Source organism: Desulfurobacterium indicum, from assembly GCF_001968985.1.
GTDB lineage: Bacteria > Aquificota > Aquificia > Desulfurobacteriales > Desulfurobacteriaceae > Desulfurobacterium_A > Desulfurobacterium_A indicum.
The window spans coordinates 72658-96092 of record NZ_MOEN01000002.1 but is presented as its reverse complement, the minus strand read 5'-3'; the positions used below and the strand labels follow the sequence as shown (position 1 = coordinate 96092).

Annotated in this window: 23 protein-coding genes and 1 tRNA gene; 12 read left to right on the top strand and 12 right to left on the bottom strand. The window is 39.2% G+C overall.

What is annotated here, in order from left to right; genetic code table 11:
* Window positions 1–41: 41 nt before the first annotated feature.
* Window positions 42–118 (top strand) — tRNA-Arg (locus tag BLW93_RS01115).
* Window position 119: 1 nt separating this feature from the next.
* Here BLW93_RS01115 and purF read toward each other — a convergent pair.
* Window positions 120–1511, bottom strand: a complete 1392-nt coding sequence (purF, locus tag BLW93_RS01110) for an amidophosphoribosyltransferase (protein ID WP_144443981.1) — start codon at window positions 1509–1511, stop codon at window positions 120–122.
* A gap of 138 nt (window positions 1512–1649) precedes the next feature.
* On the opposite strand from purF, the gene purC reads away from it, so the two are divergent.
* The 6 genes from purC to BLW93_RS01080 all read left to right on the top strand — a co-directional run bounded on the left by purC (window position 1650) and on the right by BLW93_RS01080 (window position 7454).
* Complete coding sequence (gene purC / locus BLW93_RS01105; protein ID WP_076712268.1) at window positions 1650–2366, top strand: phosphoribosylaminoimidazolesuccinocarboxamide synthase; 717 nt, start codon at window positions 1650–1652, stop codon at window positions 2364–2366.
* A 2-nt stretch (window positions 2367–2368) separates the two neighbouring features.
* Window positions 2369–3439 carry a tryptophan--tRNA ligase gene (gene trpS, locus BLW93_RS01100; protein ID WP_144443978.1) on the top strand — a complete coding sequence of 357 codons (1071 nt, stop codon included), beginning with the start codon at window positions 2369–2371 and terminating at the stop codon, window positions 3437–3439.
* A gap of 90 nt (window positions 3440–3529) precedes the next feature.
* Window positions 3530–4603, top strand: a complete 1074-nt coding sequence (gene ribD, locus BLW93_RS01095) for a bifunctional diaminohydroxyphosphoribosylaminopyrimidine deaminase/5-amino-6-(5-phosphoribosylamino)uracil reductase RibD (protein WP_076712267.1) — start codon at window positions 3530–3532, stop codon at window positions 4601–4603.
* Window positions 4600–5154 (top strand): RNA 2',3'-cyclic phosphodiesterase, encoded by a 555-nt coding sequence (gene thpR, locus BLW93_RS01090; RefSeq protein ID WP_076712266.1) that lies wholly within the window; start codon window positions 4600–4602, stop codon window positions 5152–5154. The genes ribD and thpR overlap by 4 nt, the downstream gene beginning before the upstream one ends.
* A complete protein-coding gene (locus BLW93_RS01085) occupies window positions 5151–6317 on the top strand; it encodes a DUF445 family protein (protein ID WP_076712265.1) in 1167 nt (388 codons plus the stop codon). Before thpR ends, BLW93_RS01085 begins: the two co-directional genes overlap by 4 nt.
* Before the next feature lie 90 nt (window positions 6318–6407).
* Entirely contained in the window at window positions 6408–7454 is a 1047-nt protein-coding gene (locus BLW93_RS01080; protein ID WP_078058049.1) for a GGDEF domain-containing protein, read from the top strand.
* A gap of 33 nt (window positions 7455–7487) precedes the next feature.
* Here BLW93_RS01080 and typA read toward each other — a convergent pair whose 3' ends face one another.
* The gene (gene typA, locus BLW93_RS01075; RefSeq protein WP_076712263.1) at window positions 7488–9290 is read right to left on the bottom strand and encodes a translational GTPase TypA; all 1803 of its coding nucleotides are present in this window, start codon (window positions 9288–9290) and stop codon (window positions 7488–7490) included.
* A 99-nt stretch (window positions 9291–9389) separates the two neighbouring features.
* Here typA and hisC point away from each other — a divergent pair, with 99 nt between their 5' ends.
* Genes hisC through BLW93_RS01060 form a run of 3 tightly spaced genes read left to right on the top strand, consistent with a single transcriptional unit; the run spans window position 9390 to window position 12578 of the window.
* On the top strand, window positions 9390–10493 hold the full coding sequence (gene hisC, locus BLW93_RS01070; RefSeq protein WP_076712262.1) for a histidinol-phosphate transaminase: 1104 nt from the start codon (window positions 9390–9392) through the stop codon (window positions 10491–10493).
* Window positions 10494–10504: 11 nt separating this feature from the next.
* Window positions 10505–11764 carry an adenosylhomocysteinase gene (gene ahcY / locus BLW93_RS01065; protein ID WP_076712261.1) on the top strand — a complete coding sequence of 420 codons (1260 nt, stop codon included), beginning with the start codon at window positions 10505–10507 and terminating at the stop codon, window positions 11762–11764.
* A gap of 49 nt (window positions 11765–11813) precedes the next feature.
* Window positions 11814–12578 (top strand): TIGR04219 family outer membrane beta-barrel protein, encoded by a 765-nt coding sequence (locus BLW93_RS01060; protein WP_076712260.1) that lies wholly within the window; start codon window positions 11814–11816, stop codon window positions 12576–12578.
* An 18-nt stretch (window positions 12579–12596) separates the two neighbouring features.
* On the opposite strand, the gene BLW93_RS01055 is transcribed toward BLW93_RS01060, so the two are convergent.
* The 10 genes from BLW93_RS01055 to kdsB form a co-directional block, all read right to left on the bottom strand.
* Window positions 12597–13484, bottom strand: coding sequence for an MBL fold metallo-hydrolase (locus BLW93_RS01055; RefSeq protein WP_076712259.1), 888 nt, complete (start codon window positions 13482–13484; stop codon window positions 12597–12599).
* A gap of 132 nt (window positions 13485–13616) precedes the next feature.
* Window positions 13617–14276 carry a (d)CMP kinase gene (gene cmk, locus BLW93_RS01050; protein ID WP_076712258.1) on the bottom strand — a complete coding sequence of 220 codons (660 nt, stop codon included), beginning with the start codon at window positions 14274–14276 and terminating at the stop codon, window positions 13617–13619.
* Entirely contained in the window at window positions 14267–15592 is a 1326-nt protein-coding gene (locus BLW93_RS01045) for a nicotinate phosphoribosyltransferase (RefSeq protein WP_076712257.1), read from the bottom strand. Before BLW93_RS01045 ends, cmk begins: the two co-directional genes overlap by 10 nt.
* A 13-nt stretch (window positions 15593–15605) precedes the next feature.
* Complete coding sequence (locus BLW93_RS01040) at window positions 15606–16274, bottom strand: endonuclease III domain-containing protein (RefSeq protein ID WP_216818646.1); 669 nt, start codon at window positions 16272–16274, stop codon at window positions 15606–15608.
* Window positions 16258–17049, bottom strand: coding sequence for a 3-deoxy-8-phosphooctulonate synthase (gene kdsA / locus BLW93_RS01035; protein WP_076712256.1), 792 nt, complete (start codon window positions 17047–17049; stop codon window positions 16258–16260). Before kdsA ends, BLW93_RS01040 begins: the two co-directional genes overlap by 17 nt.
* An 11-nt stretch (window positions 17050–17060) precedes the next feature.
* Window positions 17061–18233 (bottom strand): cytochrome-c peroxidase, encoded by a 1173-nt coding sequence (locus BLW93_RS01030; RefSeq protein ID WP_076712255.1) that lies wholly within the window; start codon window positions 18231–18233, stop codon window positions 17061–17063.
* 16 nt (window positions 18234–18249) lie between these two features.
* Window positions 18250–19083: a UDP-N-acetylmuramate dehydrogenase gene (murB, locus tag BLW93_RS01025; RefSeq protein ID WP_076712254.1), complete on the bottom strand. Its 834-nt coding sequence runs from the start codon at window positions 19081–19083 to the stop codon at window positions 18250–18252.
* Between the two features lie 9 nt (window positions 19084–19092).
* The gene (locus BLW93_RS01020; RefSeq protein WP_076712253.1) at window positions 19093–19737 is read right to left on the bottom strand and encodes a MarC family protein; all 645 of its coding nucleotides are present in this window, start codon (window positions 19735–19737) and stop codon (window positions 19093–19095) included.
* Window positions 19724–21340 carry a CTP synthase gene (locus BLW93_RS01015; protein WP_076712252.1) on the bottom strand — a complete coding sequence of 539 codons (1617 nt, stop codon included), beginning with the start codon at window positions 21338–21340 and terminating at the stop codon, window positions 19724–19726. The genes BLW93_RS01020 and BLW93_RS01015 overlap by 14 nt, the downstream gene beginning before the upstream one ends.
* The gene (gene kdsB, locus BLW93_RS01010; RefSeq protein WP_076712251.1) at window positions 21330–22073 is read right to left on the bottom strand and encodes a 3-deoxy-manno-octulosonate cytidylyltransferase; all 744 of its coding nucleotides are present in this window, start codon (window positions 22071–22073) and stop codon (window positions 21330–21332) included. Before kdsB ends, BLW93_RS01015 begins: the two co-directional genes overlap by 11 nt.
* A 112-nt stretch (window positions 22074–22185) precedes the next feature.
* Here kdsB and BLW93_RS01005 point away from each other — a divergent pair, with 112 nt between their 5' ends.
* Together BLW93_RS01005 and purE are read left to right on the top strand one after the other, a co-directional pair.
* Complete coding sequence (locus BLW93_RS01005) at window positions 22186–22971, top strand: fumarylacetoacetate hydrolase family protein (RefSeq protein ID WP_076712250.1); 786 nt, start codon at window positions 22186–22188, stop codon at window positions 22969–22971.
* Window positions 22968–23435 carry a 5-(carboxyamino)imidazole ribonucleotide mutase gene (purE, locus tag BLW93_RS01000; protein WP_076712249.1) on the top strand — a complete coding sequence of 156 codons (468 nt, stop codon included), beginning with the start codon at window positions 22968–22970 and terminating at the stop codon, window positions 23433–23435. Before BLW93_RS01005 ends, purE begins: the two co-directional genes overlap by 4 nt.

The following is a 23435-nucleotide window of genomic DNA, read 5'->3' as shown; positions in this document are numbered from 1 at the left end:
TTGCACCTTCAGCCTGTTTAACTATATTTTATTTAACCACTGCGCCTGTAGCTCAGCTGGATAGAGCCCAGGACTCCGGATCCTGGTGTCGCGGGTTCGAATCCCGCCAGGCGCGCCAATTAACTCTCCTTTTTAGCCTGCTCTATAATCTCTTCTGGTATTTCAACAGGATACTTACCGTCGAAGCAAGCAGTGCAGTAACCGCATTCTCTACCGCCAGCAGCTTTTATCATACCGTCAAGGGAAAGATAAGCAAGTGTATCAGCCTCTATGAATTTAGCTATTTCTTCAACCGTATAGCTCGAAGCAATAAGCTGATCTTTTGTAGGCGTATCTATACCAAAATAGCACGGCCATCTTGTCGGAGGCGAACTTATTCTCATATGAACTTCTTTTGCGCCAGCTTCTTTAAGCATTCTAACTATTTTACGGCTTGTAGTTCCTCTAACTATCGAATCGTCAATAACTATAACCCTTTTTCCACTTAAAACGTCAGGAACAGGATTTAGTTTAACTTTTACACTAATATCTCTTGTCTTTTGCGTCGGTTTAATAAATGTTCTACCAACATAATGATTCCTGATAAAACCGAGCTGAAATGGTATTCCGCTCTCTTCAGAATATCCTATGGCAGGGACAAGTCCCGAATCTGGAACAGCTATAACAACATCAGCATCTACCGGATTTTCTCTTGCAAGAGTTTTTCCAAACTCCTTTCTTACGGAATAGACACTCTTTCCAAAGATGTGGCTGTCGGGACGGGAAAAATAGACAAACTCGAAAATACATTGAGAACGACGGCAGTTAAGCCCCTCAAACGGATAAATCGTTTTTATTGAATCCTTTGAAACAATTATCATCTCTCCAGGTTCTACATCTCTGATATATCTTGCTCCGACAAGATCAAGAGCGCACGTTTCAGAAGCAAAAACTATTGAATCCTCCAATTCTCCCATTACAAGCGGCCTGAAACCCCAGGGATCTCTAACGGCAACTAACTTGTCATCTGCCATAATAAGCAGGGAAAAAGCACCTTTTAACTTTGTTATCGCATCAACAATTTTATCCTCAAAAGTAATTGCTTTTGATTTGACTATCAAGTGGACGATAACTTCCGAGTCGGTAGTCCCTCTAAAAATTGAGCCTTCATCTTCAAGCTTCTTTCTTAAAAGGAGAGCATTTACAATGTTTCCGTTATGAGATATCGCTATTTTTCCTATCCTTGAAGACACCACAATAGGCTGAATATTATCAGGGGAATCAGAAGCCCCTGATGTTGAATATCTATTGTGACCTATGGCAGTAAAGCCTTTCAGTTCCTCTAATATCCTGTGAGAAAAAACACTGGAAACAAGTCCAAAATCTCTATGATAAACAATTTTCCTGCCATCAAATACAGCAATTCCAGCACTTTCCTGGCCTCTATGCTGAAGAGCATAAAGTCCCAAATATGTATAATAAGCTGCATGAGGATTATTGTATATCCCGAAAACACCGCAGTATTCCTTCATATTTTTCATAACTTAGCCTCTCCAAAAGCACTTATTTCAGGCTAACAATTATAACATTGCCGGAAGCCTTTAAGGTATAATTTAAACTTGATTAGTATCAGAAAAGCACAACTTTATAGATAAAGGGAGGAAATCGTTATGGAAAGAGGAAAGCTCCTCTACGAGGGCAAAGCAAAAGCTCTTTACGAAACAGACAATGACAACCTGCTCATTCAGTATTTTAAAGACGACACCACCGCTTTTGATGGAGCAAAAAAAGAGCAACTTGAAGAGAAAGGAGTTATCAACTGCGCAATATCCACAAAAATTTTTGAATTTCTTGAAAAGAATGGTGTAAAAACGCACTTCGTGGAAACGCTTTCTCCAAGGGAAATGCTGGTTAAAAAATGCGAAATTATTCCAGTAGAAGTTGTCGTAAGAAACATAGCCGCCGGAAGTTTTTCCAGAAGATACGGCGTGAAAGAAGGAACTCCACTAAAGGAACCGCTCGTTGAATTCTTCTACAAATCTGACGAGCTTCACGATCCTATGGTGTGTCCGAACCATGTTTACCTTTTCGGATGGGCAACCAGAGAAGAACTTGCCTACATGACAAAAGAAGCGCTAAAAATAAACGAACTCCTTAAAAATTTCTTTGACGCTATAGATATAACGCTGGTTGACTTTAAACTGGAATTTGGAAGACACAACGGAGAGGTTATCCTTGCCGATGAGATAACACCGGACAGTTGCAGGCTCTGGGATAAATCAACCCACGAAGTTCTTGACAAGGATAGATTCAGGAAAAACATGGGCAAGGTTGTTGAAAGCTACAAAGAGATATACAGAAGAATTATGGAAAAATACGGAGAGTAAAGATGGAACGCAAGCTCATAAGCAATGTTGACAGGGAAATGAAAATCGCCCTCGAAAAATATAAGGAGCCGAAGAACATAAAGCGTGTTCTATCAGGAATGAGACCTACCGGGAAACTACACCTTGGTAACTATTTCGGAGCACTAAAAGCATGGATTAAACTTCAAGATAAAGCGGAAAGTTTCTTCTTTATAGCCGACTGGCACGCCATAACTTCCGCCTATCAAGATCTATCTTCTCTTTCTGAAAATACTGTTGAAATGATGGCTGACTGGCTTGCTGCCGGCCTTGACCCGGAAAAAGCAACTCTTTTCGTCCAATCCTGGGTAAAAGAACACGCCGAACTTTATCTTCTACTCGGTATGACTGTTCCTGTAAAGTGGCTTGAAAGAAACCCTACATACAAGGAACTCATGGAAAACCTGAAAGACAGAGAACTTGCAACTTACGGTTTTCTCGGATATCCTGTTCTTCAAGCTGCAGATATTCTGATATATAAAGCTGATGTTGTTCCTGTAGGAATAGACCAGATTCCTCACCTTGAACTTACAAGAGAGATAGCAAGACGTTTTAACAACTTCTTCGGCAATCTCTTTCCCGAACCAAAACCATACCTTTCCGAAGCGCCGAAACTTCCAGGCCTTGACGGAAGGAAAATGAGCAAAAGCTATGACAACTGTATTTACCTCTCAGATAGCGAAGAAGAGGTCAACAAAAAAGTCAAAACCATGTTTACAGATCCTTCAAGAATTAAGAAAACCGATCCTGGCCATCCGGAAACCTGCCCAGTATTTGCCTACCACACAATATTCACCGACGAAGAAACACTAAAAGAGATAGAAACAGACTGCAAAGCAGGAAAAATCGGATGTGTTCAGTGCAAGAGGAAGCTGGCAGAAAATCTTAACAACTTCCTTGAACCTATAAGAGAAAAACGAAACACCTATCTTTCAAGAAAGAAAGAAATGGTTGAAATCTTTGTAGAAGGAAGCAAGAAAGCCGAAAAAGTCGCACAGGAAACGATGGAAAACGTAAGAAACGCTATGAATTTCTTTAAACCGGAGGATATGTGAACATAAGAAAAATTGCTATAAGACTCGCAGTTGCATCTGTTCTTATTTATCTTTTAATTCTGTTTGTTAACCAGCACTGAGGCAAATGTGATGAACGACGACAGATACATGGGAATTGCAATAGAAGAGGCCTTAAGAGGGAAGGGTAAAACCCTTCCCAATCCTTCCGTGGGGGCCGTAATAGCCAAAAACGGAAAGATAATCTCAACAGGTTTCCACGAAAAAGCGGGAATGCCTCATGCGGAAGCTTTAGCAATAGAAAAAGCCGGAGAAAATGCAAGAAACGCAACATTATACGTAACATTAGAGCCGTGTAACCATTACGGAAAAACACCGCCATGCACGGAAAAAATAATAAAAGCTGGCATAAAGCGGGTAGTCATAGGTGTGAAAGATCCAAATCCTGTAGCATCCGGCGGAATTGAAAGATTAAAAAAATCAGGTATAGAAGTAACAGTTGGAGTAAAAGAGAAAGAGTGTAAAGAGCTAATAGATGATTTTACTGTACTTCTTAAAAAGAAACGAACCTTCTGTTCTTTAAAACTTGCCATGACGCTTGACGGGAAAATTGCTAAAAAGGACGGTTCGTCAAAATGGATAACAGGCGAACAATCCCGCCGCCTCGTTCACAGGCTCAGAGCAATACACAACGGTGTAATGGTAGGAATAGGTACCGTTTTAAAAGACGACCCATTACTGAATGTAAGACTCGTATCGGCTGAAGAGCAACCAAAAGCCATAGTCATAGATACCAGCCTTAAAATTCCTGTTCATGCAAAACTTGTAAAAGAAAGGGCAAAAGAACTTATAATAATAACAACCGAAAGGGCACTGCTATCATATAAAAGCGGTATTCTAAAAGACCTCGGCGTTACGTTAATTCCTGTTGAGGAAGATGAAACAGGAATAAACATGGAAGCAGCTTTAAAATCATTAAAAGAGATAGGTATTTACAGCGTAATGTGCGAAGGTGGTAGCAAACTTGCTTACTCTCTAATGAATAAAAATCTAACCGATAAGTTCTATCTATTCTACGCTCCAAAATTTTTCGGAGAAGGTATTCCACCGTTAAACGGAGGGGAGCTATATAAAAAGGTATCCATATTTGACATCGAACCGGTTGGTGATGACTTCCTTATAAAGGCTTATCCGGAGGACTCGTGAAAAAGAGACTCTTTATAGGAACAACGGTTACAATACCTTCATCAGAACTCAAAAAAATCAAAAAAGATATAAGTAATCTGGATATTTTCGGTAAATGGGTGGAGGAAGAAAATCTGCACTTTACATATAGATTTTTAGGAGAAGTCCTTTCTCCCTTTATCCCGGAAATCTCTAAAAACCTGATGAAGGCTCTCTCAAATGTTAAAAAGGTTGAAGCCGAATTGAAAGGATTAGGCGTCTTTCCGAATAATAAAACTCCAAGAGTTTTATGGATAGGTGTAAATGCACCTGGTATCGAAACCATTAAAATCGCCGTTGATGAATCCTTAAAACCAATGGGATTCAAAGAAGAAAACAAAGAATTCATACCCCACGTAACAGTTTTAAGGATAAAAAAATTTAGACATCGTATAAAATTTTCAAACTATCTGAACAAAATGAAAGATCATCTATTTTTGAAAACCACTGTAAAAGAAGTATCTTTAATAGAAAGTATCCTAACATCAGACGGTCCTGTTTACAAAAAACTGGAAACGGTGAAATTACTATGAACATACAGTTGTTAGTCCCTCCAGTAGTCGGCGGAATAATAGGATATTTCACAAACTACGTCGCGATAAAAATGCTTTTCAGGCCAAAAAAAGCAGTTTATCTTGGAAAATGGAAACTACCCTTCACCCCAGGACTTATTCCTTCAAAGAGGGAAAAGCTGGCTGTTTCCATAGCAAAAGTGGTGAAGGAGAATCTTCTAACGGAAGAAACAGTAAGAAAGAGATTAAACGAAAAAAAAGTCAAAAAAAGCATTGAAGATCTTGTTGATAAAGGAATAGATAAAATGATCGAATCTATACCAGAATATATGAAGAAAATAATTTCCTCCATAACAGACAAAAAACTGTTTGAAATAATAAACATAACCGATGTGGAAAGAGCTATTCATAGACTTGTTAACCATTTATATGAAAACAGAACAACCATAAAAGATCTAATCCCGGAATCCATTTTAAAGAGAAAAGAAGAAATCGCACAAAGCCTCACATTTAAAATTCTTGAAACAGCACAAGAAAAACTGAATTCCGACGATTTTCTGGAACTGATAACAGAAAAAATTCAAAGCTTCATGGAAAATTCCGGAAAAATACCGGATATTCTGATTTTTAAAAAGCCTGTTAAAGCCATAACCACCACAATAGCCACAAGAATAGTGAAAACCCTTAACGAAACTATAGAAAGTCCTGCGTTTCAAGAAACTGTAAGAACTTACATATTGCAAACAACTGATAGTTTTCTTGAAAAAGAGATTATTAATCTACTTGACAAAGATGCGGATAAAGAATCTCTATCAAGAAAAATTACGGCAATCATTTATGAAAACTTTAATACTTCAATAGGTGATCTACCTCTTATGAAAGAAGAAAACTACCGGCTTATTGCCAGCTGGATAAAAGCAGTAATCGAGAAAAACAGAGCAACACTTATTGAAACAACGACTTCAAAACTCCTTCAACTTATTGAGAAGGAACTTCCCATAATAATGGAATCAATAGACATAGAAAACCTTATTGCAGAAAAGGTGAACTCTCTCCCAATAGAAGAGGTGGAAGGAATAATTCTGAAACTTATTGACGAAGAGCTAAAGTATATAACCCTTTTAGGAGGAATTCTTGGCTTCATTATTGGAGCTTTTCAAGATATTCTATTTTTTGTAAAATAACTTATAAGACCGTTCGGTTTAGCTGTTGGGAGTTGAAAGTTATTTTATTATATATTCAGTTTATAAAACACAAAAGTTAAAGGATTAAAAATGTTAATCTTCAGGGGACGGGAGGTTTCAAAATCAAACCTGTTGATAAGCATACTTTTGACCCTCCTTTTTGTCGTATTTTTCGGATTTAACTTCATAATAAATACGGTGAAAATCTACAGGACAGATGATGCATTTATAATAAATCGTCTTGGACAGATAAGAGGTTCAATACAACGATATGCAAAACTAAAAGTCATAAACTTACCTGAAGCCACTCAGGTTAAAAATTATATAAATAAAGCATTTAAAGAAGTTGACAGAAAATACTTTAATAATAAAATTCTCGAAAGTTATCAAAAAAAGCTTCAATTTAGAAAATCCTATATAAACCTTAAGACCGAATGGAAAAAACTGGAGAGAACAAACTCTACACCTCAAATTCTCATCTTAAGCGAGCGATGCTGGCAACTTGCAGACCAGACAACAACAAAAGCACAACGCATAGCGGAGATGAAAGACGAACACCTATTAACCATCATGGAAAACGTTAGAAACTTAATTTTTTGCATAATTTTCATACTGATAGTAGCCATCTATTTCTTTGTTAAAAAAGACCTTGAAAAGAATGCTACTTTTGACAGTCTAACGCTTCTTTATAACAGAAACTATTTTGGCAACCAGCTTCAAAGATGCATATGGAAAAGTAGAAAAGATAACCTGCCCATATCTATTATTATGATTGACATAGACCACTTTAAAAAGATAAATGATACTTACGGTCATGCAAAGGGTGATGAGGTTCTGGCAAAAGTGGCACAGATAATAAGAAAACAGATAAGAGAATCAGATCTTGCCTTCAGATACGGAGGAGAAGAGTTTCTTGTTGCACTTCCTGGAACAGCTTCGGACGAAGCAGTTAAAATAGCCGAAAGAATAAGAGAGGCTATAAAAAATACAAATTTCGGAATAAAAAGAAAAGTAACAGTGAGCTGCGGAATAACAGAATATCGGGCAGGAGACACCTTGAAAGAGTTTGTAAAAAGAGCCGACAAAGCACTTTACACAGCGAAAAACAGAGGAAGGGACAGGTGTGAAATATGTTAACCGGGAACGACTTCTACCATTCCCGGTTTATGATTATTTTCTCGCCATTCTCTTTCTTTCGCTTATATCAAGGTATCTCTTTCTTATTCTGATACTTTCGGGAGTAACTTCTACAAGCTCGTCTTCCTCTATCCACTCAAGAGCTTTTTCTAGAGTCATTTCAACAGGAGGAACTAACTTTATTGCATCATCACTTCCGGCAGCCCTAACGTTAGTAAGCTTTTTACCCTTTATAGGATTAACATCAATATCACCGTTTCTACTGTGCTCTCCGATTACCATTCCCGTATAAACCTTATCACCCGGTTTAACAAACAGTTTTCCTCTCTCCTGCAAATTGTAGAGGGCATAGCCTGCCGCTTCTCCGTTTGCCATTGAAACCATGGCACCGTTACCGCGTTTGTATGGAACGCCTTTAAACTCCCTATATTCGAGGAAAGAACTGTTCATTATTCCTTCACCTTTAGTATCTGTTAAAAACTCACTTCTGTAGCCGATAAGGCCCCTTGAAGGAATCTCGAACTCTATTCTTGTTCTTCCATTTCCCATAGGCATAATCGTTACCATCTCGGCTTTTCTCCTGCCAAGTTTCTCTATTACTGTACCGACAAATTCATCTGGAACATCAACAACTAAAAGCTCGAAAGGCTCAAGATGTTTTCCTTTTTCTTCTTTAACGATAACTTGTGGCCTGCTTATGGAAAACTCATAGCCTTCTCTTCTCAAATTCTCGGCAAGGATACATATCTGAAGTTCCCCTCGACCGGAAACCTTAAACTTACCCTCCCCAATCTCTTCGAACCTCATGGCGATATTGGTTCTCGCCTCTTTAACGAGGCGATCCTTTAACTTTGTAGCCGTTACATATTTACCTTCCGTTCCGGAAAGGGGAGAATCGTTAACGCTAAGATAAACACTGAGAGTCGGTTCCTCTATATGAAGAGCCTCAAGAGGCTCAGGATATTCCATATCGGCAACGGTATCTCCGATGTCAATTGTTTCAAAACCTGCAAAAGCTATGATATCACCGCAAACTGCCTCATCTATTTCAATTCTTTCAAGTCCTTTAAAACCGATTAACTTTGTAATTCTTCCGTTCACCGCTTCACCGTTCTTTTTAAGAAGCAAAACACTCTGTCCTTTTTTAACTTTCCCGTTGAATATCCTCGCTACCGCCATTCTTCCCACATAATTATCGTAATCAAGAGTAAATGCCTGCATCTGAAGAGGAGCGTCCTCACTACCGGAAGGAGATGGAACATGAGACACAATCGTTTCAAAGAGCGGTTTCAAATCGACATTTTCATCGGTTAAATCATACTTTGCATAACCATCTCTTGCAGCAGCATAAAGCACCGGAAAGTCAAGCTGTTCATCCGTTGCACCTAAATTAATGAAAAGGTCAAAAACTTCATCAACAACCCTGTCAGGTTCTGCCGCTGGTTTATCTATTTTGTTAACAACAACTATCGGCTTTAGACCCAAAGAAAGTGCTTTCTTAACAACAAACTTTGTTTGAGGCATAACGCCTTCCTGGGCATCAACAAGGAGAAGAACACCGTCAACCATCTTCAGGACACGCTCAACTTCACCCCCAAAATCCGAATGTCCTGGTGTGTCAATAATGTTTATCTTATAAACATCGTAGTAAATAGCGGTATTTTTTGAAAGGATTGTTATACCCCTCTCTTTTTCTATGTCATTACTGTCCATTACCCTTTCACCAAAATCTCTTCTTTCGTTCAACGTTCCGCTCTGCTTCAAAAGTCCATCAACAAGCGTTGTTTTCCCGTGGTCAACGTGAGCTATAACTGCAATGTTCCTTATTTTCATCATGTCACCTCTTTATAGTTTAGACGGCTAAATATACCCGGAAAAAGTAATAAGTCAAATAGTATAATTTTCCGATAACCAGACCACCGCAGGGAGAGAAAAATGTTTGAACTACCGAAACACATAAAAGAAGTGCATGTTTACGAACCAGGAAAACCTATTGAGGAACTTGAAAAAGAACTAGGGATAAAAAACATTGTAAAGCTTGCTTCAAATGAGAACCCTTTGGGCCCTTCTCCGAAAGGCGTTCAGGCTATCATTGAAGACCTTAAGAACCTGAACCGTTATCCTGACGGAAATTCTTACTATCTAAAAAAAGCTCTGGCACGACATTTAAACGTAAAACCTGAAAGCATCTTCGTCGGGCTCGGCTCAAATGAGGCACTGGACATCATATCAAGGGCTTACCTTCGTCCCGGAAAAAATGCCGTTTACAGCGAAAAATCTTTTGCAGTCTATCCGATAGTTGTTCAACTTTCCGGTGCAGACCACAAAATAGTGAAAGCAAAAGACAACTATTACATGGATTTGAAAGCTCACCTTGATGCAATAGATGAAAACACGGCCGTTGTCTTCCTGGCAAATCCGAACAATCCGACGGGAACTGCATTTACAAAAAAAGAGTTCGAAGAATTCTTAAAAGAATTCCCCGATGATGTTTTACTGGTTCTTGATGAAGCATATTACGAATATGCAGTCGGTGCAGGCTTTGATATTGAAAACGGTGTTGAATACATCTACGACAAAAACATTCTTGTAACAAGGACATTTTCGAAAATATACGGTCTTGCAGGCTTAAGACTTGGCTACGGAGTGGCAAGAGAGGAAATAATCGCAGATATGAACAGGATAAGACAACCCTTCAATGTAACAAGACCTTCTCAAGTTGCTGGCGTTGCGGCATTAGAAGACAAAATGTTTATAAAGCAGTCGCAGGTAGTTAACGAAGAAGGCAAAAAGTACCTTTATAAGGAATTTGAAAAATTAGGACTGAACTATGTTCCCACCTATGCAAACTTCATACTGGTGGACGTTGGACTTCCCACAAGAGAAGTTTTTAAAAGACTCCTTGAAAAAGGCATTATCGTTAGAGCAATGGACGGTTACGGCTTTCCAACATGTATAAGGGTAACAATAGGAACAATGAAAGAAAACATTATCTTTATTGATAAGTTGAAAGAAGTCCTTGAAGAGATGAAAAAATAAGGAGGGAAACAATGGAATACCACGTAAAAGACCTCTCTCTTGCAGATAAAGGAAAAGACAGAATAGAATGGGCAGAGATGGATATGCCCGTTTTAAGGAAAGAAATCAGAGAACGCTTCATGAAGGTACAGCCCCTCAAAGGAATAAAATTGGGAATTTGCCTTCACGTTACAACGGAGACGGCAAACCTTGTAAGGACACTCAAAGAGGGCGGAGCAGAAGTTTATCTGTGTGCGTGCAATCCCTTATCAACTCAGGATGACGTTGCGGCAGCCCTTGTTAAACATTATGACATCCCGGTTTTTGCCATAAGAGGCGAAGACGAAAAAACCTATTATGACCACATAAAAACGGTTATATCAAAAGAGCCGGACATAACAATGGATGACGGTGCCGATCTTGTTTCAACGCTTCACAAAGAATACCCAGAACTCCTCGAAAAAGTCATGGGCGGAACGGAAGAAACAACAACAGGCGTCATCAGACTGAAAGCAATGGCAAAGGACGGCGTTTTAAAATACCCTGTCATAGCTGTAAACGAAGCCCTTACAAAACATCTCTTTGACAACAGATACGGAACAGGACAGTCAACAATAGACGGTATCTTGAGAGCCACAAACAGATTACTTGCAGGTTCCGTCTTTGTCGTTGCAGGTTACGGCTGGTGCGGAAGAGGCCTTGCAATGAGAGCAGCCGGCATGGGAGCAGAAGTTATCGTAACGGAAGTGGATCCGATAAAGGCAATAGAAGCGAGAATGGACGGATTCAGAGTTATGCCAATGGCAGAAGCAGCAAAGTTAGGAGATATCTTCTGCACGGTAACAGGAAACATCCACGTAATAAGAGAAGAACATTTTAACGTAATGAAAGACGGCGCGATTGTCTCAAACTCAGGCCATTTCAACGTTGAAATAGACGTTGCAGCCCTTGAAAAGATGGCTGTTAAGAAAAGAAGAGTGAGAGATTTTGTTGACGAATACACGATGAAGGACGGAAGACGTATCTATCTTTTAGGCGAAGGAAGACTTGTAAACCTTGCGGCAGCAGAAGGACATCCGGCTTCAGTCATGGATATGAGCTTTGCCAACCAGGCGCTGTCAGCTGAATTCATAGTCAAGGAAGGGAAAAATCTAAAACCCGATGTTTATGTTGTTCCCGGCCATATTGATAACAAAGTCGCCGAATTGAAGCTGAAAGCAATGGGAATAGAGATAGATACACTGACTCCCGAGCAGATGGAATATCTCAACTCCTGGGATGTGGGAACTTAAATTTTCGAAATGTTAAAATGAAGTTAAATCCTTATAGTGGAGGAAAGCAATGAGAAAGATTTTAGGACTTTTAACAGTCGTACTCTTCGTATCCTCAACAGCTGCAAACGCTCTGCCTCTTTTAACAATAGAAGCCGGAGCAGGTGCAGTTCAGGAACAACCTTCAGGATGGATCAACTATCAGGGAACTAATGCTGACGTAAAAAATGACCTTAACTTAGGAGATGAAACAAAACCTTTTGGGTGGGTAAGAATAGAACACCCGCTACCTATTATTCCGAATGTGAAAATTGAAGCAACAAAATACAACTTTACAGGTTCTAGAACCATTACTCAACAATTCCAGTTCGCAGGAAAAACATTTACTGCGAATGCAGATATTGATAGTGAACTGAGACTTGACCAGTATGATTTAACACTCTACTGGGGAGTTCCGTTTCTTGGACTTGCAACTCTCGGAACAACACATCTAAACTTCGGTTTAACACTTAAATACATTGACGGTTATGCATCCGTTAAATCATCAACTCTTGGTTTAGATGAATCAACTGACTTTCAGGTACCGCTTCCTATGCTTTACGGCCAGGGAGATTTCGGCGTAGGACCTGTCAGGGTAAATGCAGAAGTTAAATGGATAGGTTATTCGGGTAACCAATTTTTAGATGCAAAAGCAGAAGTCAGATATTCACCGATTCCACTGCTCTTTGTCGGAGCAGGTTACAGATATGAAAACCTGAAAATTGATGATATAGAAGACGTATCTTCAGATATCAAAATCAAAGGTCCCTATCTTGAAGCAGGCCTCAGCTTTTAATGCTGGGGCTTTTGCTTCTTACCTCCTTTTCCACAGAGGACGGTTTTCAATCTTTAATGAAATCAGTCCCTCATTGTAAAGATAAGAAAGGTAAGCTAAAATCCCTGCGTGAATCAGAAAATAATGGTGAACGGCCTTAACTTTCAAACCGATTTCCTTGAGAACAAAATCAACAATCTCCTCAGAAGAAGCCTCTTTTTCAAGGAAACCGAATATCATCCCTTTAATACGTTCTATCTGCCTTAAATTTTCAAGAACATAGAATTCAATATTTTCAACAGGCTCTCCATGAGAGGGAACATAAAGAGAAAAAGCAGTATTCTTCAAAAAGTTAAGAGTCTCTTTTTCCGTCTTTATATCAACGTTAAACGGAATAACAACCTTTTCAATAACTTCCGGGGCGAAAACCGCATCCCCGCAGAAAAAAATATCATCTGCTACAACTCCTATCTGCCCCGGAGCATGACCTGGAAGAGGAACAATCTTAATAACGGCATCCCCGATTTTAATTTCTCCCTCTTCTATCTCAACATCAACATTGGACGACTCAGCCATAACAAACTTGTTCATCAAATCCTTCACAGGATAAACACCGGAGAAAAGAGAAAAAGGATTTATGAAAGGATATCTTATAACCGTGGCTGCCACACTGGAAGCGTAAACTTTAACACCGACTTCCTCTTTCAAAATTTTATTCCCGCCGCAGTGATCCGTGTGAAAGTGAGTATTAACAACGGCCACAGGTTTTAACTTTTTATTTTCAAGAAACCTCAGAATCCTCTTTCCGCTACCTGAATCAATACCGGTATCAACTAAAATCACATCACTACCACCACATTTAATAACACCAACATTCGTCCTCCCGGGAATATAAGAAACATTTTCAGTCAAAGGCTTAATCTCCACAAAATCTCCCTTTATCAGAATTTTAATCATTTTACAAAATTTACAATTAGCTGGAAAAAAATTTTTTTCATCTTACCATAAATGGCTTTTTCATCATTCTGAAGCTACGTAGCCACAAAACAACCGAACGGTTTACCTGCTGTGTAGAATTAAATTTTCAATCTCTCTTACAACTTCCTTTATTGTTTTTCCCGTTGTGTCTATTATGCAGGCACCTTCCGGCACCGTTAAAGGTGCCACTTTTCTGTTTCTATCCTGATAGTCTCTTTCTTTAACCTCTTCCAAAACCTGATCAAAACTCACGTTATAACCCTTTTCTTTCAGTTCTCTGTATCTTCTTCTTGCTCTCTCTTCTGAAGAAGCGGTCAAAAATATTTTAACATCTGCATCAGGGAAAATATTTGTTCCCGCATCCCTCCCGTCGGTTATAACTTGTCTACCTTCAGCCGCTTTCCTTAAAACTTCAATAACCTTCCTCCTTACTTCAGGGAATCTTGCAATCTTAGAAGCTAAGATTCCACCTTCCGGCTTTCTTATTTCTTCCGTAAGGTCAACACCGTTCACGAAAACTCTACCACTATTTTTTATCTCTATAGAAAGAGATTTTAAAAAAGAAGAAACCGCTTCCTCATTATCAAGGTCAATTCCCTTTTTCTTTGCAGCAACTCCAATTGCTCTGTAAACCGCTCCTGAATCAAGATGCAAAAAACCCAATTTTTCCGCAAGAAGCTCTGCTATAGTGCTCTTACCCGCTCCAGCAGGCCCGTCAATCGTTATTTTTGTCACTTCCATTTCTGTTCCTCTATCTCTTTATACGTCCTGTCATAAAGTTTTTTCAATTCTTCCGAAATCTCCACCGGATAAACATACTTTGCGTAAATATCTTTCACTCTTTCATCCAGTATCTCAAACTCCGAGAGGAAATGCTCCCTTATCTCATTCAGAGAAGGAAGTCGTTCGGTTCTTTTTCCGTTGAGAAAAATTGGCTTTAAAAGAGGTCTACCGTTACTTTTTTCATCCCAAACAGTAACTCTGTCAAAAGATTCAAGGCGATAAACCTGCTTTCTACCGGGATACATTTTCTTACCGCTGCTCGTTTTCATTACAGGTTTTCCACCAAGTTCAACAAGCTTATAGACAAAATCAACATAAGGAGAATCTGATGACGTACCGACTTTCGTTCCGATACCGAATATATCTATTGGAGCACCACTGGATAAAAGTTCATCAACTTTATACTCATCAAGGCCACCACTGACTATAATTTTTGTCTCCTTAAATCCTTTTTTATCAAGCATTTCTCTTGCAAGTTTTGCAAGCTCAAGAACATTGCCGCTATCAAGTCTTATACCTCTCAAAGTGTAGCCCTTCTTTTTCAATTCAAGTGCCACTTCTATTGCCTTCTCAATACCTTTCACCGTGTCATAGGTATCAACAAGAAGGATAGATCTATCGGGAAATGTCTTCAGATAAGCTTTGAAGGCCTCCTCTTCTGTTTCAAAACTCATGATAAACGAATGAGCTACCGTACCTACAACAGGAATACCGTAAAGCTTTCCTGCCAGAACGTTGGAAGTGGAAGAAAAACCTGCTATGTAAGTGCTTCTTGCAACCTTTATACCGGCATCTTTTCCATGAGTTCTTCTTAAAGAGAAATCGGAAAGCACCTTTCCTCGTGAAACAGAATATACCCTTGCTGCCTTTGAAGCAATCAATGTACCTATGTGAGTCATGTTAAGTATGGCCGTTTCAAAAAGCTGCGCTTCATAGATCGGTGCCTCAATCCTTAAAACAGGTTCGTGGGGGAAAAAGGGCGTTCCCTCATCCATACTGTAAAGATTCCCGGTAAAACGAAATTCTTTCAAAAAATCCAGAAACCAATCAGGGAAAAGGTTAAGAGAGTAAAGATAATCTACATCATCTTTTGAGAACGAAAAATTTTCAAGATAATTAACAACATCCTGAAGCCCTGCATAAACAAGATAATTCCTTTTTTCAGGAAGAACCCTTGTAAAAAGTTCAAATGAAGCCGTTTCGGTTTTCTTGTTATCAAGATAGGCACACATCATCGTAAGCTCGTAAAGGTCTGTAAACAGCGCTTCAGTCATTACATTTCCTCCGTTACCTGCTCCTTTTTACACCCACTTTCCGGCAGTAATCTTTTATAGGACATACGCTACATCTTGGTGAAGTAGGATGACATATATGCTGACCAAGTGCGACCAAGAGCTCATTTATAATTTTCCAGTATTTTTTTGGAAGCTTTTTCCTCAGGGCAAATTCGGTTTCTTCCGGTGTTTTCGTTTTAACATAGCCAATGCGGTTCATTATTCTGTGAACGTGAGTATCCACACATATACCGGGCTTATTAAACCCCAGCGTAACAACAAGATTGGCTGTTTTTCTTCCAACACCTTTAAGCTTTAAAAGTTCATCAAGAGAATCGGGAACTTCACCGTTATACTTTTCAATAAGTGTTTTGCAGATCTCTTTTATCGTTTTTGCCTTGTTTCTGTAAAATCCAACAGGATAGACAAGTTTTTCTATCTCTTCTTCGGAAAGTTTAAGCATATCATAAGGATTATCAGCCTTTTTAAAAAGCCTCTCGGAAGCTTTAGCTGTCACTTCATCTTTTGTTCTTAAACTGAGTATCGTTGAAATCAAAATTTTAAAAGGATCTCTATCGTGCCGGGACATTAAACTCACAACGGGAACATCCCATTTTTTTGATTCTCTTTCAAGAATTTCAACTATTCTATCTATATCAATCTTTTTAACCTTTTCCGTCACTATTTCTCCTCACAAACTTGTAGAGTCTTACAAGCTCTTCAACAAGTAGCGGAAAATCCTTCAAAGGAAGCATGTTGGGACCGTCAGAGAGTGCTTTTTCAGGTTCCGGATGCGTCTCAAAAAAGAGTCCGTCAGCACCAACAGCAATAGCTGCCCTTGCAAGATATGGAACAAACTCTCTGTCTCCATCAGAAGCAGAACCAAGGCCGCCGGGTCTTTGAACAGAATGGGTGGCGTCAAAAATAACAGGAACCCCAAAAGATTTCATTATAGGAATACTTCTGAAATCAACAACCAGATTATTGTATCCAAAAATTGTTCCTCTTTCCGTTAAAAATATCTCTTTTGCTCCTGACTCTTTAAGTTTTTCAAAAACATTTTTCATATCCCACGGAGCCATAAACTGTCCTTTTTTAACATTAACAGGTTTACCAGTCTTTGCTGCAGCAATAAGAAGGTCTGTCTGGCGACATAGAAAGGCAGGAATCTGAATGTAATCAACAACACTTCCCGCAGGCTCTGCCTGATATGATTCGTGAATATCCGTCAGGACAGGCAAATCAAAATTTTCCTTAACCTTTGCAAGCATCCTCAAACCTTTATCAAGCCCTGGGCCTCTGTATGAACGGATTGAACTTCTGTTTGCCTTGTCAAAAGAAGCTTTGAAAATAACCTTTAATTCAGGAAATTTCTCCTGAACTTTCTTCACAACCTCTGCAATTTTAAACAACGTTCCTTCAGTCTCTATAACACAAGGGCCTGCAATTAATATCATGGTTTTTCTCCTTACTCATCTCTCTGTGGTAAAACAGGTATTACGCGACTATCTATCGAAGGAAGAGCAGTTAAGGATTCAAGAAACGTCTTTATACGCCAGGCTTCAACGTCGTTAAGTTTCTCACCCAACATCTTATCTGCCATAACCTTAACTGCAACATCAAGTCTTCTGACAGAACCGCTGTGAAAATATGGAGCTGTAAGCGCAACATTCCTCAAAGGTGCTGTTCTGAAAGCACTCTTATCAGTATCGTTCCCGGTTACCTCGTAACGTCCCGGATCATCATCAATCTTAAAAACGTGAAACTTGTTATCCGTGAGCATAGGCCCGTAATGGCAGGATATACAGCCCTTTTCTATAAACAGATTCATCCCCATCTTGGCATCATCGGAAAGGGCATTTGTATCACCGTTTAAAAATCTATCAAACGGAGAACCGAAAGTATTCAATGTCCTGACATAAGCTGCTATCGCCTTTGCTATATTATCAAGAGTCACAGGATCACCTTCATCTGGAAAGGCTTTCCTGAAGAGCGCAACATACTCAGGTATCGTTTTAAGCTTATCTGCTACATCTTCCGAAGAATTCATCTTTACAGGATCCTGAATATTCATTTTTATCATGTCCTCAAGCGTTTTAGCTTTCCCTGTCCAGCCGTAAATTTTAAGGTAACCTGCATTAAATATGGTAGGAGTATTCCTCAGGCTTTTTCTCCAGCCATAACCAATGGCAACAACCTGATTATCATCACCGCCGGAAGATATATTGTGACAGGTATTACAGGAAATTGTGTTGCTTTTTGAAAGTCTTGCTTCAAAAAAAAGCATTTTCCCGAGAATAACCTTAGCCGGTGTTTGAGAGTTATCCTGAGGGATTGGAGGAACAGAAGGCAGAGGCTTTAAATCAATTCCTCTTGTTGTACTTGTTGACACAGGGACGGAAACTGCACCATTAAACAGTTCCCGTGCTGCAGCATCAAAATTAAAAGATGGCATTATCTTTTTATCCGCCAATGCTTTTGCTCTTGCAGCAAGATCTTGAGGTGTTTTGAATTTTTGAAGTAACTCTTCTTTAGACGGTGCTATCAAACCATGGCAATCAGAACACTTGGTCTCCCAAAGACCGGCATAAGAAGCAGAGGAAAAAAGAAGGACTGATAAAAAAATCAATGTCTTTTTCATGATATACCTCTTTAAATTAAAGTTTAAAACCTGGAATTTTAACTTCAAGTTCAAGCTCAACACCAAAAGTGTTGAATACCCTATTTTTTATAACATCTACAATTTTACAAAAATCTGAGAATGTTGCACGACCTTTATTAATGAGAAAATTGGCATGTTTTTCAGAAACCTTAAGGTCACCTATAGAAAACCCTTTCAATCCAACTTTTTCAATAAGGAAACCTGCAGAGTAACCTCCAGGATTTTTAAATGTAGAGCCGGCAGTTTTTAAATAGAAAGAAGGATGCCTGTCAAGCCGCTCTCTTACAAATCTTTTTATAGTATCCTTTACATAATTGGAAGGGGAAACTTCAAATTCAACAGAAATAATCATTTCTCCACTTTTAAAAGGAGAAATCCTGTACCCGAAATTCGAAACATCGTTTAATTCTTTTAAAACACCTTTTGAATCTATATACCGCACCGATTTTATAAACTCTGCCGTTTCCTTTCCGAAAGCACCGGCATTCTGGAAAACTGCTCCGCCGACAGTGACTTCAGGTATGCCGGCAAGAAACTCAAACAGAGAAAACTGCTTCTTTATCTGCAGGTTTAAAATCTCTTTTATCTTTACACCAGATTGAACAAAAAGAGAATTACCGTTTAAACGAAACTTTTTAAATTTTGAAAGAGAAACAAACTTTAAATTCGATTTATCGGGAAGAACAAGATTACTGCCGCCACCAATAACAAAAATTTTTTTAGAAGCAAGCTGAAAAAGCTCCTGCTCACTCTCTGGGAAAAATACAGGAAATAGACCTCCTATACCAATAGTGGTAAGCTCTTTACCTGAAAGCTCTTTTATCTTCATATATCCTGCCTACATCTTCAGCCATAGGACTTTTACACCCGAAATAATAAATTGAGATGCTATTGCACCAACTATAAGTCCCATAATTCTCGTAATTATCTTAAATCCTGTAATACCAAGCCGCTTCATAAGTATCCTGGCATTTTTAAGAACAACATAGGTGATCCATGAAGCAACAGCTATTGCACATATAAGAAGTGCAAGAGTAAACAGTGAACCACTCCTTTCTTTTAAAATGATAACGGTAGCTATAACTCCAGGACCAAAAAGCACCGGAATACCAAGAGGCACAATGGCAATATCTTCCCTCTCCGCAGCTTCAGAAATCTCTTCGGCAGTGTGCTTTGTTCCTATCGAAAGTTTACCGTTAATCATGTTAAGTGAGAGAACAAGGAGAACCAACCCACCGATAACCTTTATAGAGTTTATGTTAATTCCAAAAATTTTAAAAATTAAATCACCAAAGAACAAAGTTACCAGGCAAGCGATAAAAACAAGCCTGGCTGTTCTGAGAGCAACATTATCAGTAACAACTTTCGGCGTCTCCGGCGGCAGAAGAGATATCATAACTGCGGCAGCTGCCACCGGGTTAAGAATAGCAACCAGAGATATCACATCCTGCAAGAAAAGATTTCCCGCATTAAGATGAAACATTATCTCTCCTTAACACGGAAGCTTTAACAAAATCAACAAAGAGAGGATGAGGTTTCCACGGTCTTGATTTAAACTCAGGATGAAACTGAACACCTACAAACCACGGATGCTCTTGTATCTCCACAATTTCCACAAGAGAATTATCCGGAGATGTGCCCGCAATAGTAAGACCCGCATCCTCAAGAACTTCTCTGAAACGGTTATTAAATTCATATCTGTGTCTGTGTCTTTCAGAAATCTCCCTTTCACCGTAAGCCGCAAAGCTCTTTGTTCCCTCTTTCAAAACACAAGGATAGGCACCAAGTCTCATTGTCCCGCCTTTTTCCTTCACCCCTTTTTGAGACTCCATCAAATCTATAACAGGATATTCAGTTTCCGGACTAAACTCGGCACTGTGAGCACCTTCCAATCCAGCAACGTTTCTTGCAAATTCAATAACCGCACACTGCATACCAAGACAAATACCGAGAAACGGAATTTTGTTCTCTCTCGCATAGCGAATGGCTTTGATTTTCCCTTCAACACCTCTTTCCCCAAATCCACCGGGAACAAGTATGCCGTGAACATCTTTCAAATACTCTTCAGGCTTTTCAGCATCAAGAAGGTCTGCATTCACCCATCTTATGTCCACCTTCACGTTATTCTCTGCACCAGCATGGACAAAAGATTCTATGATACTCTTATAGGCATCAGGAAGCTCTATATACTTCCCAACAACAGCTATCAAAACTGTTCCGTTTTCTGGCTTTTTAACCCTGGTAACAAAATCTTTCCACTCATCAAGATCCGGTTCATCGGCCGGTATTTGAAGCTTTTCAAGAATTATCTCGTCAATCCTTTCTTTTTTAAGGTGAAGGGGTACTTCGTAAATCGTTGATAGATCTTTTGCGTTTATGACATCCTGCTCCTTAACGTTGGTGAAAAGAGCTATTTTCTTTTTAACAGAAGAAGGAATCGTTCTCTCTGAACGGCAAACTATGATATCAGGCTGAATACCTATTGCTCTTAACTCTTTAACTGAATGCTGAGTCGGCTTTGTTTTAAGTTCCCCAGCTGCTTTCACATACGGAACATAAGTAACATGAACATAAATAGCATTTGTTTTTCCTACCTCTATACCAACCTGTCTTATGGCTTCAAGAAACGGAAGACCTTCAATATCACCAACGGTTCCACCGACTTCTACTATTGCAACATCTACATTGGAAGAAGCTATTTTCCTAATTTTCTCTTTAATACTGTCTGTAACATGAGGAATAACCTGAACAGTGGCTCCTAAAAATTCCCCTTTCCTCTCTTTTGAGATTATCTCCTGGTATATTTGACCTGATGTAACATTGTTTATCCTTTTCATTACACTGTGGGTAAAACGCTCATAGTGACCCAGGTCCAGATCCGTTTCGGCACCATCATCGGTTACGAAAACTTCCCCATGCTGATAAGGATTCATTGTTCCCGCATCAACATTCAGGTAAGGATCAAGCTTTTGAATCGTTACTTTCAATCCTCTACTCTCAAGAAGTGTGCCTATAGAAGAAGCAGTTATACCCTTACCTATAGATGAAAGAACTCCACCTGTTATAAATATTAGTTTAGCAGCCATTAAACTTCTCCTTAAGTAGTTTTTCTGCTTTTAAGAGATCCTCTTCGGTATCAACACCCATTCCATAATGCTCAACAACACAAACATATATCTTCTCACCGTGTTCCAGAATCCTCAATTGCTCAAGCTTTTCAGCTTTCTCAAGAAAACCTTCATCCCACGAAACAAAATCAAAAAGGGCATCCTTTTTGAAACCGTAAATTCCCACGTGCTTAAGATAGTCTTCCGACAAAAGATTTCCATCTCTATCAAATGGGATAGGACTCCTTGAAAAATATATCCCGTAACCTTCTCTGTCTCTTACAACTTTCACATTTGAAGGTTTATCTACTTCTTCAAAAGAAGAAAACGGGACGGCAACTGTTGCAAACCTATCCCCTTTTCTTAATCTCTCAACTATCGGAAGAACATGTTCGGCCTTTACAAAAGGCTCATCTCCCTGAACATTTATAATATATTCAAATTTAAGATCGGACTTTCTAACTGCCTCTGCTACTCTGTCCGTCCCACTGGGAAGCCCCGAAGGCGTCAATACTGCTTTACCACCAGCATCCTCAATAATTTTCAAAACTCTCTCACTATCGGTAGCCACCAGAACATTGTCACAAAAAGAAGAAACAGCCCTATAAACCCACTCTATTAAAGGCTTTCCGTTTAAAACTCTCAACGGTTTCTCTGAAAGTCTCGTTGAACCTAACCTTGCAGGAATAACAACTAAAAAATCAGAACTCAAAATCTACCTCTCTCCCTGTTTTGGAAATTATATCTCTTTTATCATCATATCTGGAGAATGAGAAATTGGAGTATAATATTTTTGTCTTTTAATTGTTATGGAGGAGGCTACCTTGAAAATCGGAAGATTCAAAAAAGGAGACAGTATATTCTTCGGAATAGTAAAGGGAAGAGATGTTATTCCTTTAGTTGAAAAACGCGTTTCAGACCTTATGGAATCCAAAACACCACTTGATGAAATCTACAATATAAAAGAAGTAAAGTTCTTACCGCCAACAAAGGTAAGCAAAGTTGTCGCCGTAGGACTTAACTATAAAGCTCATGCCGAAGAGATGGGAAAACCTCTCCCTGAAGAACCTCTTCTGTTTATGAAGCCGTCAACAGCAGTCATATCAAACAAAATGAAAATTATCCTTCCGCCTATCTCTAAAAGAGTAGATTACGAAGGAGAACTGGCCATTGTAATAGGAAAAAAATGCAAAAACATAAAGGAAGAAGAGGCAAAGGACGTAATTTTAGGATATACATGTTTTAACGATGTAACGGCAAGGGATTTACAGAAAAAAGATGTTCAATATACACGAGCAAAATCGTTTGATACTTTTGCTCCTTATGGACCCTGGATAAATACAGAAATAGACCCAATCGGACTGCCAATCACCACTCGCGTAAACGGTGAAGTGAAACAGCAGGGAAACACATCGGATATGATATTTTCACCATTCTTCCTGGTATCTTACATATCAAAGATAATGACTCTCCTACCGGGAGACGTTATAATCACAGGAACACCTCCAGGAGTTGGTCCTCTCAAAGACGGAGACAAAGTTGAAGTTGAAATCGAAGGAATTGGAACTCTCATAAACTACGTAAAAACTGAAGAAAGGGAGGAAGCGTGAAGAAAATAGCAATAGTAATGGGAAGCAAATCAGACATGCCTGTAATGGAATCATGCTTTAAAACACTAGAAGAGTTTGGAATACCTTACGATGTTAAAGTTCTTTCAGCTCACAGAACAATAGATGAAGTCATAAAGTTTTGCGAATCTGCTGAAGAGGAATACGAAGTAATCATTGCCGCTGCCGGATATGCAGCTCATCTTGGCGGAGTTATAGCAGCAAAAACAATTCTTCCCGTAATCGGTGTGCCTATCGATGCATCTTCACTAAACGGAATAGATTCACTTCTCTCTATTGTTCAGATGCCCGGGGGAGTACCGGTTGCAGCGGTAACAATAGGAAAAGCCGGAGCAAAAAATGCGGCAGTTTTCGCAGCCGAGATAATGGCTATAAAATACCCGGAACTCAAAGAAAAGCTGAAATCTTACAGAGAAGCAATGAGGAAAAAAGTTTTAGAGGGCTAA

Excerpts from the sequence above, each read along its gene's own strand:
- hisC (WP_076712262.1), top strand. The coding sequence starts at position 9,390 with ATGTTTGAACTACCGAAACACATAAAAGAAGTGCATGTTTACGAACCA.
- BLW93_RS01030 (WP_076712255.1), bottom strand. The coding sequence starts at position 18,233 with ATGAAAAAGACATTGATTTTTTTATCAGTCCTTCTTTTTTCCTCTGCT.
- BLW93_RS01020 (WP_076712253.1), bottom strand. The coding sequence starts at position 19,737 with ATGTTTCATCTTAATGCGGGAAATCTTTTCTTGCAGGATGTGATATCT.
- BLW93_RS01045 (WP_076712257.1), bottom strand. The coding sequence starts at position 15,592 with ATGACTGAAGCGCTGTTTACAGACCTTTACGAGCTTACGATGATGTGT.
- purF (WP_144443981.1), bottom strand. The coding sequence starts at position 1,511 with ATGAAGGAATACTGCGGTGTTTTCGGGATATACAATAATCCTCATGCA.
- trpS (WP_144443978.1), top strand. The coding sequence starts at position 2,369 with ATGGAACGCAAGCTCATAAGCAATGTTGACAGGGAAATGAAAATCGCC.
- BLW93_RS01085 (WP_076712265.1), top strand. The coding sequence starts at position 5,151 with ATGAACATACAGTTGTTAGTCCCTCCAGTAGTCGGCGGAATAATAGGA.
- ribD (WP_076712267.1), top strand. The coding sequence starts at position 3,530 with ATGAACGACGACAGATACATGGGAATTGCAATAGAAGAGGCCTTAAGA.
- cmk (WP_076712258.1), bottom strand. The coding sequence starts at position 14,276 with ATGGAAGTGACAAAAATAACGATTGACGGGCCTGCTGGAGCGGGTAAG.
- typA (WP_076712263.1), bottom strand. The coding sequence starts at position 9,290 with ATGATGAAAATAAGGAACATTGCAGTTATAGCTCACGTTGACCACGGG.
- BLW93_RS01015 (WP_076712252.1), bottom strand. The coding sequence starts at position 21,340 with ATGGCTGCTAAACTAATATTTATAACAGGTGGAGTTCTTTCATCTATA.
- ahcY (WP_076712261.1), top strand. The coding sequence starts at position 10,505 with ATGGAATACCACGTAAAAGACCTCTCTCTTGCAGATAAAGGAAAAGAC.
- kdsA (WP_076712256.1), bottom strand. The coding sequence starts at position 17,049 with ATGATATTAATTGCAGGCCCTTGTGTTATAGAGACTGAAGGAACGTTG.
- purC (WP_076712268.1), top strand. The coding sequence starts at position 1,650 with ATGGAAAGAGGAAAGCTCCTCTACGAGGGCAAAGCAAAAGCTCTTTAC.
- murB (WP_076712254.1), bottom strand. The coding sequence starts at position 19,083 with ATGAAGATAAAAGAGCTTTCAGGTAAAGAGCTTACCACTATTGGTATA.
- BLW93_RS01080 (WP_078058049.1), top strand. The coding sequence starts at position 6,408 with ATGTTAATCTTCAGGGGACGGGAGGTTTCAAAATCAAACCTGTTGATA.
- BLW93_RS01060 (WP_076712260.1), top strand. The coding sequence starts at position 11,814 with ATGAGAAAGATTTTAGGACTTTTAACAGTCGTACTCTTCGTATCCTCA.